The sequence below is a fragment of the Pseudoalteromonas sp. 2CM28B genome (assembly GCF_023161935.1).
Window position 1 is genome coordinate 1 of record NZ_JALNTH010000047.1, and the last position, 11,972, is coordinate 11,972.

General features: G+C 40.8%; 9 protein-coding genes and 1 pseudogene. 9 read left to right on the forward strand and 1 reads right to left on the reverse strand.

Features of this window, described 5'->3' with window-relative positions:
* The first annotated feature begins 414 nt into the window (after positions 1-414).
* The 5 genes from MTN96_RS32360 to ihfA all read left to right on the forward strand — a co-directional run bounded on the left by MTN96_RS32360 (position 415) and on the right by ihfA (position 5,945).
* Complete coding sequence (locus tag MTN96_RS32360) at positions 415-1,470, forward strand: DUF2066 domain-containing protein (RefSeq protein ID WP_036983088.1); 1,056 nt, start codon at positions 415-417, stop codon at positions 1,468-1,470.
* Positions 1,470-2,180 carry a DnaA regulatory inactivator Hda gene (hda, locus tag MTN96_RS32365; RefSeq protein WP_171034748.1) on the forward strand — a complete coding sequence of 237 codons (711 nt, stop codon included), beginning with the start codon at positions 1,470-1,472 and terminating at the stop codon, positions 2,178-2,180. Before MTN96_RS32360 ends, hda begins: the two co-directional genes overlap by 1 nt.
* A gap of 82 nt (positions 2,181-2,262) precedes the next feature.
* Complete coding sequence (gene pheS / locus MTN96_RS32370; protein ID WP_013464600.1) at positions 2,263-3,243, forward strand: phenylalanine--tRNA ligase subunit alpha; 981 nt, start codon at positions 2,263-2,265, stop codon at positions 3,241-3,243.
* A 15-nt stretch (positions 3,244-3,258) separates the two neighbouring features.
* Entirely contained in the window at positions 3,259-5,646 is a 2,388-nt protein-coding gene (pheT, locus tag MTN96_RS32375) for a phenylalanine--tRNA ligase subunit beta (protein WP_248534173.1), read from the forward strand.
* 2 nt (positions 5,647-5,648) lie between these two features.
* A complete protein-coding gene (gene ihfA, locus MTN96_RS32380) occupies positions 5,649-5,945 on the forward strand; it encodes an integration host factor subunit alpha (RefSeq protein WP_008114070.1) in 297 nt (98 codons plus the stop codon).
* Between the two features lie 42 nt (positions 5,946-5,987).
* On the opposite strand, the pseudogene MTN96_RS32385 reads toward ihfA, so the two are convergent.
* Positions 5,988-6,533 (reverse strand): annotated as a pseudogene (locus tag MTN96_RS32385) (DUF2989 domain-containing protein); the annotation flags it as partial.
* A gap of 348 nt (positions 6,534-6,881) precedes the next feature.
* Here MTN96_RS32385 and MTN96_RS32390 point away from each other — a divergent pair.
* From MTN96_RS32390 to MTN96_RS32405, 4 genes are all read left to right on the forward strand, one after another.
* A complete protein-coding gene (locus MTN96_RS32390) occupies positions 6,882-8,324 on the forward strand; it encodes a glyceraldehyde-3-phosphate dehydrogenase (RefSeq protein WP_036983084.1) in 1,443 nt (480 codons plus the stop codon).
* A gap of 193 nt (positions 8,325-8,517) precedes the next feature.
* Positions 8,518-9,645 carry a M14-type cytosolic carboxypeptidase gene (locus tag MTN96_RS32395; RefSeq protein ID WP_248534175.1) on the forward strand — a complete coding sequence of 376 codons (1,128 nt, stop codon included), beginning with the start codon at positions 8,518-8,520 and terminating at the stop codon, positions 9,643-9,645.
* Between the two features lie 374 nt (positions 9,646-10,019).
* Complete coding sequence (locus MTN96_RS32400) at positions 10,020-11,522, forward strand: sodium:alanine symporter family protein (protein WP_248534177.1); 1,503 nt, start codon at positions 10,020-10,022, stop codon at positions 11,520-11,522.
* 123 nt (positions 11,523-11,645) lie between these two features.
* Entirely contained in the window at positions 11,646-11,972 is a 327-nt protein-coding gene (locus MTN96_RS32405) for a hypothetical protein (protein WP_013464606.1), read from the forward strand.

The window sequence follows — 11,972 nt, forward strand, 5'->3', positions numbered from 1 at the left end:
AAGGAAAATAATAAGCGCCTAATGCCGACTCTATACATTTGCTATGTGGCTCTCTACCGCTGTGGGCACCACGACATTACCAGGCTCCAAATAAGAGAAACCCGTTACAGTAATGTAGCGGGTTTTTTTACGTCTGCAGGAAAGTAAAAATGCAGGTGCAAGATAAAAGGTAACAGGTTAAAGGAAGAGAATTGATCAGGGTCTAGTGCCTACTCCATGCATCGGTTATACATTCTCTATCGTTGTCGGCACCATGATATTCTACTGCCTTATCACTACGAAGTAGCGCAGCGACTCTTAATACAAGAAAGTTCGACTTAACCAGCAGCTTTAGTGACTGTAAAAATATAATTTTGCTTTGTTAGTGGCTTTGATTTAGGATCAAAACAGTTTAAAACCAAGAATGATTTGCCTGTGTATAGATTATTAATTAGCGCCTTATCCATTTTCTTTTGTGTTTCTGTATCTGCAGTTGAAGTAACTGATCTATATCAAGATATTTTGGTCGTAGAAGATAAATCTCGTGATGCGCGTTTAGACGCTAGTCGCAAAGCGCTTCTTAACGTACTAGTAAAAGTGAGTGGTGATAAAAGTGCAGATGAAAATCAGATAGCACAGCAACGCACCAAAGATATATCTGATTATATGCTGAAATTTGAATACGATGAGCGTATTCCCGGAACGCTTAAGTTACTAGTTAAATTTGAAGCGCGAAAGATCAATGCACTAATAAAAGATCTTAATTTGCCGTTGTGGGGAGCTCAACGTCCACTGGTTGCTATCTGGTTAGGCATTGAAGATAACAGGCAGCGAGAGCTGGTTACTCAAGAGAGTTATCCGCAATTAGAGCAACTGATTTACGACAAAGCAAGTCGCCGCGGTTTGCCGGTTGTTGTGCCTCTACTCGATTTACAAGACAGACGGCTTGTTGGTGTCCCTGAAGTTTGGGGAAATTTTTCTGGGCCTGTAGAAGAGGCATCTAAACGCTACAGTGCTGAGCGAAGTATTACTGCTAGAATGTATCAAGCGTTTAACTCTGATAATTGGGTACTAGATTGGCGCTTTACCAATGATGAAATGTTTGAATCTAACCGTATCACAGGCTATAGACAGCAAATAGTTGCGCAAATGATTGATGATTTAGCACAAGGTTTAGCTGGTGAATATGCGATTGATCCTAATGCTTATTATGAGCAGCGTACTGCCAATTTAACTTTAAAAGGGACTGAGAGCTTTGTTGATATTGAGTTGGCTAAGCGCCGCTTAATGAATCTAAGCGTAGTAACTCAAGCTGTTATTTTACGCAAAACACCCGATTCGGTTGAGTTTGAGCTTCATCATACGGGGACTGTGAGTGACCTTAAAAAAGCCCTTGGCCTGGATAACGCCTTTAAAGACTATGTTGATCCTCGTGCTTTTTATCACATAGTTGATGAGCAAAGCCTAGAGTATCAATGGGTTGTAGATTAATGCTAACTCAAGAGCCAATACAAATGGCATTGCCGGTTACTTTACCGGACGATGAAACATTTGCATCCTACTTTGGCGGTGAGGACTCACTCGAGGTAAATCATCTCAAAGATAGCTTTTCTAAGCTTGTTCACTCTTTTCAGTATACCTATTTGTGTGGCTTAGGAGATTCTGGTAAATCTCACTTACTATATGCCACTTGTATTCAGGCACAAGAGCGTGGCTTATCTAATATGCTGCTTTCCATGCGCGAGGTCATTCATTTTGGACCAATGGTTTTAGATGGGCTTGAAGCATTGGATGTATTGTGTATTGATGATGTGCACTTGGTAGCAGGCAATGATGCATGGGAAAAAGCGTTATTTAACTTTTTTAATCGCTTTAATGAGCCCAATAAAATGCTGGTAGTGACTGCCGATTTACTGCCAAACATGCTTAATATTAGCTTGCCCGACTTAGAATCACGTTTAAAGTGGGGCACTACGTTTCAAATTCGTTCTATGAGTGACGATGATAAAGCACAAGCGCTGGTTAAGCGGGCAAATATGCGTGGGCTTGAATTGAGCGATGAATGTGCGCGATTTTTATTAACCCGTTTGAGTCGTGATATGCGTGCTTTATTGGATGTATTAGACAAATTAGATCACGCATCCATGGCTGCACAACGAAAATTGACTATTCCTTTTATAAAATCAACGCTAAAGCTGTAGTAGGTCTAGAATCTAGACCCTGCTTTCAGTTATCATTAGCTAACTAAATTGTAATCACCTTCTGTGAAAGATCAGGTATCGAATGAACTTAGAAAACATATTAGCGCAAGCACTTGAGGCGGTAGCCAGTGCCAGTGAAATCGCGCAGCTAGAAGAGATCAGGGTTAACTATCTTGGTAAAAAAGGCGAAATTACCAGCTTACTTAAAACGTTAGGTAAAATTGCCCCTGAAGAACGTAAAGAAGCAGGCCAAGTAATTAACCAAGCTAAGCAAGACGTGCAAGTTGCGATTAATGACAAGCGTGAATTGTTAGCAAGTAAAGCATTAGAAGAAAAACTAGCAGCAGAAACAATCGATGTAACTTTACCAGGGCGTGTTATGCCATCGGGTGGTTTGCACCCAGTGACTCGCACCATTGAGCGTATTGAAAGCTTCTTTGGTGAACTTGGGTTTGCTGTTAAATCAGGCCCTGAAGTTGAAGATGATTTTCATAACTTTGATGCGTTAAATATACCAGAGCATCACCCTGCTCGCGCCGATCACGATACCTTTTACTTTAATCCTAAGTTGGTTTTACGTACTCAAACCAGTGGTGTACAAATTCGTACTATGGAAACTGAGCAACCGCCACTGCGTATTATTTCGCCAGGGCGTGTATACCGTAACGATTACGACCAAACACACACGCCTATGTTCCATCAGGTGGAAGGGTTGATGGTTGATACTGATGTAAGCTTCACTGAGCTTAAAGGTATTTTACATGACTTTTTACGTAACTTTTTTGAAGAAGACATGGAAATTCGTTTTCGTCCTTCATTCTTCCCGTTTACAGAGCCTTCAGCAGAAGTGGACGTGATGGGTAAAGACGGTAAATGGTTAGAAGTATTAGGCTGCGGCATGGTTCATCCTAACGTACTTAAGTCTGTAGGCATCGATCCTGAAAAATACACAGGTTTCGCTTTTGGTATGGGTGTTGAGCGCTTAACCATGTTGCGTTACGGCGTAAACGATTTACGTGCGTTTTTCGAAAATGACTTAAAATTCCTAAACCAGTTCCGTTAAGAGTGAAGAGATAAAATGAAATTTAGTGAAAAGTGGTTAAGAGAGTGGGTAAATCCTGCAATTGATACGCAAGCTCTTTCGGAACAGCTTTCAATGGCTGGTTTAGAAGTAGATGGCGTTGAGCCGGCAGCAGCCAAATTTAATGGCGTTGTGGTAGGTGAAGTGGTTGAGTGTGGCCAGCACCCAGATGCAGATAAACTACGTGTAACAAAAATTAATGTTGGTGGTGATGAGCTACTGGATATCGTATGTGGTGCACCAAATTGCCGCCAAGGTATTAAAGTTGCAGTTGCCACTGTTGGCGCAGTGTTACCAGGCGATTTCAAAATTAAAAAAGCCAAACTTCGTGGTCAGCCTTCACACGGCATGTTATGTGCGTTTGATGAGCTAGGTATTAGTGAAGAAGGCGATGGCATTTTGGAATTGCCACTTGATGCGCCTATTGGTGCCGATTTACGCGAATATTTAGCGCTTGATGACAACATTATTGATGTAGATTTAACACCTAACCGTGGCGACTGTTTAGGTATCAAAGGGCTTGCCCGCGAAGTCGGCGTACTTAACAGTATTGATGTAAATACATTAAGCATTCCAGCGGTAACCCCGACAATAGAAGACAAAGTATCTATTGAGTTGGTTAACGATGATGCCTGTCCTCGCTATTTAGGGCGTGTTATCAAAGGCATTAACCTAGACGCTGAGACGCCATTATGGATGGTTGAAAAGCTACGTCGTAGTGGTGTACGTTCAATCGATCCGGTTGTTGATGTGACTAACTTTGTATTATTAGAGCTTGGCCACCCAATGCATGCATTTGATTTAAATGCAATTGAAGGTGGAATTAAAGTACGTAGTGCATCTCCAGGTGAAGAGCTGGTTTTATTAGACGGTAATACGGCTAAATTAAATGAATCGACATTAGTGATTGCCGATCATCATAAAGCGCTAGCCATTGCTGGTATTTTTGGCGGTGAGCAATCGGGTGTTACTGAAAAAACAGCGGATATTTTACTAGAAAGCGCATTCTTCAACCCAGTGGCTATTGCAGGACAAGCACGCAGCTATGGTTTGCACACTGATGCATCTCATCGCTATGAGCGTGGGGTCGACTTTGCACTACAACACGATGCCATGGAGCGCGCTACAGCGTTACTTCTGGAGATTGTAGGTGGTAACGCAGGTCCAATCGTTGAAGCGGTTGCTGCTGATAAGTTACCAAAAGTAACTGAAGTGCGTTTACGTCGTTCACGTTTAGACCGTGTTATTGGTCATCACATTGACGATGCTAAAGTAACCGATATTCTTACGCGTTTAGGTCTTGATGTTAAATTTGATTATGATAGCTGGAGCGCTGATGTACCAAGCTACCGTTTTGATATTCGTATTGAAGAAGATTTAATTGAAGAAGTAGCACGTGTTTACGGTTATAACAGTATTCCTAATGTGGCACCAACTGCAAAACTTAAAATGACCACGCATGATGAGTCAACTGTTGCCCTGAGCCGTTTTCGTAATGCGCTAGTAACTCGTGGCTATCAAGAAGCCATTACTTACAGTTTTGTTGATCCTAAAGCGCAAGCTATTTTACATCCAGAGTGTAACGCATTGGTATTGCCGCACCCAATTTCAATTGAAATGTCAGCGATGCGTGTAAGTTTAATGCCTGGCTTATTAGCTTCTGTTGCCTATAACCAAAACCGCCAGCAACCACGTATTCGCTTATTTGAACACGGCCTTAAGTTTATCAGCGATGAAAGCGCAGAAAATGGCGTTTACCAAGTGCCGGTTATTGGTGGTGTTATTACCGGGCTTGTGCATGGCGAACATTGGGTTGAAGAAAAACGTAACGTTGATTTTTACGACCTAAAAGGGGATGTTGAAGCATTACTTGCAATTACCAACGATGTTAGCCGCTTTGAAATTAAAGCCGAGCAATCAGATGGCCTTCATCCTGGTCAATCAGCCGTTATTTATGTTGATGGTAAAAAAGTAGGTTTCTTTGGTGCATTACACCCTCAGGCGCAAAAATCGTTAGATATCAATAACGCTACTTTTGTGTTTGAAATTGAAATGTCAGCGTTAGAAAAAAGAAATTTACCGCAGGCTGTAGGGGTGTCTAAATTCCCATCAAATCGCCGCGACATCGCGATTTTAGTACAAGACAGCGTTAAAATAGGTGATATTTTAAACGTCATCGGAAAAGTTGGCGGAAATCAATTGGTTGACCTAAACTTATTCGATGTGTATAAGGGCAAAGGTATTGAGCCAAATTATAAGAGTTTGGCGATTGCTCTAACACTGCAAGCGGTTGATAGAACACTCGAAGAGAAAGATATCAATCAGGTAGTTGATAACGTGGTGGCCGCACTGGCCGAACAGTTTAATGCATCGTTGAGGGACTAGATATGGCGCTTACTAAAGCCGACATAGCTGAACACCTATTTGAAAAGCTCGGGATCAATAAAAAAGATGCCAAAGATTTAGTTGAAGCGTTTTTTGAAGAAATCCGCTCAGCGCTTGAAAAAGGCGAGCAGATTAAGCTCTCTGGATTTGGTAACTTTGATCTTCGAGATAAGAAAGAAAGGCCGGGACGTAACCCGAAAACGGGAGAAGATATCCCAATTTCAGCACGTCGCGTGGTTACCTTTAGACCGGGGCAAAAGTTAAAAACCCGTGTCGAAGTAGGCACAAGCAAAAAATAAAACAAAAAGGCAGCGTAAGCTGCCTTTTTTGTATCTGTTTTATTATTTCCGGGGGGAAATAAACGTTCCTTGATCTATTTGTTGCAAAGTCTGCTCGGCTAACCTATCTAAACTCTCTAAATTCTTTCCTTGTGCTATTAACTGCTGCTCATTTAACAGTATATCAATATGTTCAATACCAGAGAGCTGAGCTATTTTGGCAAAAATATAAGCATGTTTATATTATTGGTGTTTATAAAATAGGCTGATCAAAGACATATATATTTCAGGATTCGGTTCATGCTTGGCTTTATTCCGCGCTAGCGTGTTGTATAAAAAATTAATCGCTTTTTCTTCATCAACCTTAATGTAATAAGACGCTAAGTAAAATTGCATCTCATCACTTTGTTCAACTTCTGCAGTATGTTCTAAAGCGAGCAAACGTGTTAATGCACTTTCGTCATTGTTTCTTGACCAATGATAATAAAGCAAGCCCGGATGGCTGGTGTGTTTTGTCTGTTGATAAATCCGCGCCATTTCCCTCATACTCGTTAAGTGGGCACGTTGGCGAGCCGTGGTTTTGCTTTTTAATTTAATGTGCTGAATGTTGCCTACATGGATGTAGGTAAGGGGCGTGAGCAGAACGCGGAAGCTTTGCTCGGTTTTTACTTATTCTTACATGGATGTAAGCCAGAAGAATAAAGCAGGAGCAGTTATCGAGCCCACTAGGTTACAAACCTCGCGCCGCGATTAAATTGTCCCTAGTTTGAACAAATTTTAATCCGCAAAGGTCAACAGACCCTCATATAGTATTATTCTAGCCTAAACTTTAGTCTCTAACAGTAGAGAATAAAATGAGATTAAATTAGAATAGGCCTGCCCGAAGGAATGTGTTGCTCTCAAAATTCGATGCATTCTTAGGCTATCCGTTCAAAATTGTTTAATTAGGTAAAAAAAATGACCTCATCTCACGAGTTAGAATACACAAGTAGCTGGCAAGAACGTCAAGATTACGCAGAAAGCATGCAGCCTATTATTGGTAAATTGTACCGTAATCGTGGTATTGAAATCGCTGTTTACGGCCGTCCATTAGTAAATTCAAGCACTATTGATATTATCAAGTCTCACAAATCAGTAGCTCAATTTGAAGGGACTAAACTGCGCCTACGTGAAAGCTTCCCATTCTTAGAAGCTATCAGCAAAATGGAATTAAATTCTGCCCGTATCGATATTGGTAAATTAGCATACAGCTATTTATACACAGATGCAGCGAATGGTCGTTCGGTAGAAGAGTTTGTTAAAGATGAACTTGCTGAAATTGTTGACTCTAAACCAAAAGCACCACGTGACGTTGTACTTTACGGTTTTGGTCGTATCGGTCGCTTATTAGCGCGTTTATTAATTGAAAAATCAGGCCCGTATGCCGATTTAAACCTTCGCGCTATTGTTGTGCGTGGCGGTAAAGATGGCGATTTAGAAAAGCGTGCAAGCTTATTACGTCGTGACTCTATCCATGGTCCATTTAATGGTTCTATCACCATCGATAAAGAGCGTAATGCAATTAAAGCAAACGGTAGCTACATTCAAGTTATCTACGCTAACTCGCCAAGTGAAGTTGATTACAGCGCCTACGGTATCGAAAACGCATTAGTCGTTGATAACACAGGTATCTGGAAAGATGAAGCCGGCCTTGGTCAGCATTTAGAATCTAAAGGGGCTGTAAAAGTATTATTAACAGCGCCTGCTAAAGGTAATATTAAAAATATTGTTTACGGTGTAAACAACCAAGATATTTTACCGGAAGACAAAATTGTCTGTGCAGCAAGTTGTACAACCAATGCAATTACGCCAACACTTAAAGCATTAAACGATCAGTTTGGTATTAAGAATGGTCACGTTGAAACGGTTCACTCGTACACTAATGACCAAAACTTAATTGATAATTACCACAAAGCAGAACGTCGTGGTCGTGCTGCGGCACTAAACATGGTTATCACTGAAACAGGTGCAGCGAAAGCGGTTTCTAAAGCATTACCAGAGCTTGAAGGTAAACTAACAGGTAACGCAATCCGTGTACCTACACCAAACGTATCGTTAGCTATCTTAAACTTGAACCTTGAAAAGAGTACAACGGTTGAAGAGCTTAATGCGTTTTTACGTGAAACAGCACTTCACTCAGACCTACGTGATCAAATTGATTACACAGCATCAACTGAAATCGTCTCTACCGATTTAGTGGGTAGCCGTTACGCAGGTGTTGTTGATTCTCAAGCAACGATTGTTGATGATAACCGCGTAGTGCTTTACGTATGGTACGACAATGAGTTTGGTTATAGCTGCCAAGTAGTTCGCTGTATGCGCGACATGGCAGAAGTCTCATTCCCAAGTTTACCTCGATAAACACATGAGCAATTAAGAAAAGCCAGCACTTGCTGGCTTTTTTAGGTCTGAAGATTTTTAAAGTGAAGCGGTTATGGTACGCTTTATTAAATTGGGTACGCGTTTATACACTTATAAAGTGCAGTAACACGTATTTACCTCTTGGCTAAATGCCTTAGTCTAAGACACACAGTTAACTAATAGGTTTGTTGTAATGAAAATCAGTAGCAATTTCGACAGTGGTAATATTAAAGTTATTGAAGCCACCGATCCGTTAAATATTCAGCTAGAAATTAATAAAGATCATCAGTCTGAGTTTTATCAGTGGTTTCACTTTCGTCTTGAGACAACGCCTTATCAACTTCATCAGTTAAATATTAATAATCTTGATAAGTCTGCATACCCTGATGGTTGGGTAGACTACCAAGCTGTTGCCTCATACGACCGTCAAACATGGTTCCGTGTACCGTCTTCGTATGAAAATGGCACATTAACATTTGAGCTTGAGCCTGAGTGCAGCAGCGTTTACTTCGCCTACTTTGCACCTTACAGCTACGATCGTCATTTAGACTTATTAGCATGGGCGCAAAGTCAAGAAATTTGCCAACTAGAAACACTAGGTCAAACGCTTGATGGGCGTGACATGAGCGTGCTTAAAATTGGTCAGCCAAGCGCCGATAAAAAAGTAATTTGGATCACTGCTCGTCAACACCCAGGTGAAACAATGGCAGAGTGGTTTGTAGAAGGCTTAGTACACAAGCTACTTGATGATGAAGACCCTCATGCAGCAGCGTTACTATCAAAAGCGGTATTTTATATCGTGCCAAACATGAATCCAGATGGCAGTGCACGTGGTCACTTACGTACTAATGCTAAAGGGGTTAATTTAAACCGTGAATGGCAAACACCCAGCATGGAAAACAGCCCAGAAGTTTACTTAGTGCTTAATAAAATGCGCGAAGCCGGCTTAGATATGCACCTAGACATTCATGGTGATGAAGCCATTCCATATAATTTTGTTGCCGGTAGCGAAGGCATACCAAGCTATGATGCACGCCTAAAAGGCCTTGAGGATAGCTTTAAAGCCGCGCTTTTAACTATTACTCCAGAGTTTCAAGATACGCATGGCTACGATAAAGACGAACCAGGTCAAGCTAATTTAACAGTAGGTTCATCAGCCACAGCAGAAGAATTTAAAGCACTAACTTACACAGTTGAAATGCCATTTAAAGATAATAATGACTTACCCGATCCAGATTATGGTTGGTCAGATCGTCGTTCTTATCAATTTGGTCAAGATACCTTAGCAGCCATTGTTAATGTTGTAGACGACTTAAGATAAAACGTTTGCTTTAAGGGTATCAATAAATATTGATACCCTTTTTATTTTAGGCTAAACCAACTGTATCAAAAAATAAAAAATCATTTCCCACCACAACACTAAAACGTTTCAATATACCTTCTCGACAGATTTAATACCATATAGTCTAAATCAATTCCCACTCAGTTAAACCTTGTCTTAGCAGGCTCAATATAAATCAACAATGAGTTGTTTTGAAAATTAACTGTTAACAACATGGGGTACTTAAGTTAATATCGATTGAGCAATAAGAAAAACGGAAAAGATTAACCCCTTATTTCGTAAAGCTTATGACAGGTATTCTGAGTGGCAGAGTATGGTAATTAATAATAATAAATATAACTGTGAGGATGTTCATGGAAGCTTTTGTAAGCGCCGTTAATGATGTTGTTTGGAGTGATGCACTCATCTATTTATGCCTAGGCGCAGGCTTATTTTACTCCGTACTAACTCGATTTGCTCAAGTTAGACATTTTAAAGAAATGTGTAAGCTATTATTTAGCCCTAACACCTCAGAAAAAGGCATCTCATCTTTTCAAGCTCTTGCTGTTTCATTATCTGGCCGAGTAGGGGTTGGTAATATTGCCGGTGTGGCAGCCGCAATTGGTTTTGGTGGCCCTGGCGCTATTTTTTGGATGTGGGTTGTTGCTTTTTTAGGTGCAAGTACTGCATACGCGGAGTCAACATTAGGTCAAATTTATAAATTAGAAGAAGACGGCCAATACCGCGGTGGCCCAGCGTATTATTTTGACCGTTGTTTAGGGCAAAAGTGGCTAGCTGTATTATTTGCTGTGTCGGCAATTATAGCGTGTGGGGTTTTCCTGCCGGGCGTGCAAGCAAATGCTGTGGGCAATGCATTTACTCAAGTATTTGGCGATGGCACTTTGGTGTCTACAAGTTTTGGTGATGTAGGCAGTTTTAAACTGGTTGCGTTGGCCATTATTCTTATTGTTTTAGCCTTTATTATCTTCGGTGGTATAAAGCGCATTGCTAATTTTACGCAAATTGTAGTGCCATTTATGGCGCTTGGTTACATCGTACTGGCCTTAATTATCGTATTTTTAAATATAGACAAAGTACCAGGCATTTTCTCGCTCATTATTGGTGATGCATTTACAGCTCAAGCAGGCTTTGGCGCTGCAATTGGTTGGGGTGTTAAGCGTGGTATCTATTCTAATGAAGCCGGTCAAGGTACAGGTCCTCATGCGGCGGCTGCGGCAGAAGTTGATCACCCTGCACAGCAAGGGTTAGTGCAAGCTTTTTCTGTTTATGTTGATACACTTTTTGTATGTACAGCAACGGCATTAATGATCTTAATGACGCAGCAATACAATGTAGTCGGCACTTTGCCAGAAGGGCAATTCATTATACAAAATGTGGATGCGGCAACTGAAGTGGGATCAGCAGCATTCACCCAAATGGCGTTGTTTAGTGTATTTGGAAGCTTTGGAGAAGCGTTTGTAGGTATCGCTTTATTCTTCTTTGCTTTTACCACCATACTGGCCTATTACTTCATTGCTGAGACGAATATCGCGTACTTAAATCGCTACTTTAAAGGAAGTATTCCGCTTGTAGTGGTAAAACTTATGATTATGTTTATGGTAGCCTACGGCATGGTTAACAGTTCCGGTTATATATGGACTATTGGCGACATAGGCGTTGGCTTAATGGCGTGGATCAACATATTGGGTATATTAGCCATTTTCTTTGTCGCTAAACCGGCCTTAACATGTTTGAGTGATTATGAAGACCAGAAGAAAAAAGGTGGCAAAATCACATTTGACCCAGTTAAGTTAGGGATTAAAAATGCTACCTTCTGGGAAAAGCGCCTTGAAAAGCAATCAAAAGACGCTGAATAAACAGTTCCCAATAACCTAATATCATCTATTGGGTTAAATTCAAAAAAGACAAAGAGCAATAAAACAAGTACAATGAAAAGCGCCGAAAGGCGCTTTTTTTATGCGTAGTATGGAGAGAGATGTATGGCGATTATTCGTTGCCCCAAATGTGCAAAATCAATTTCAGATAAACATTCGCAGTGTCCACATTGCCAAAGTAACGTTGCTGAATTAAATGCCGAGCAAGTTCAACAACTTCAACGTGAGCAGCGAATTAAAAAGCAGCAAATGTTTATGAACCACTCCTTTTTAGCGCTGATCTTATTTTTAGGTGGCTTCTTTTGTTTGTACTTCCTACAACCTCAAGAAAAAACACTTCAGTGGTATGCGTATACCTCGGCCATTGGCATTGGCTGTATTTGGTACCTTATTAACCGTATTATTTTAGTGACTCTGAAAAAGAAAAAATGA

Bases quoted from the DNA above. Each gene is read 5' to 3' on its own strand.
- pheS (WP_013464600.1), top strand. From the start codon at position 2,263: ATGAACTTAGAAAACATATTAGCGCAAGCACTTGAGGCGGTAGCCAGT.
- pheT (WP_248534173.1), top strand. From the start codon at position 3,259: ATGAAATTTAGTGAAAAGTGGTTAAGAGAGTGGGTAAATCCTGCAATT.
- ihfA (WP_008114070.1), top strand. From the start codon at position 5,649: ATGGCGCTTACTAAAGCCGACATAGCTGAACACCTATTTGAAAAGCTC.
- hda (WP_171034748.1), top strand. From the start codon at position 1,470: ATGCTAACTCAAGAGCCAATACAAATGGCATTGCCGGTTACTTTACCG.
- MTN96_RS32400 (WP_248534177.1), top strand. From the start codon at position 10,020: ATGGAAGCTTTTGTAAGCGCCGTTAATGATGTTGTTTGGAGTGATGCA.
- MTN96_RS32405 (WP_013464606.1), top strand. From the start codon at position 11,646: ATGGCGATTATTCGTTGCCCCAAATGTGCAAAATCAATTTCAGATAAA.
- MTN96_RS32390 (WP_036983084.1), top strand. From the start codon at position 6,882: ATGACCTCATCTCACGAGTTAGAATACACAAGTAGCTGGCAAGAACGT.
- MTN96_RS32395 (WP_248534175.1), top strand. From the start codon at position 8,518: ATGAAAATCAGTAGCAATTTCGACAGTGGTAATATTAAAGTTATTGAA.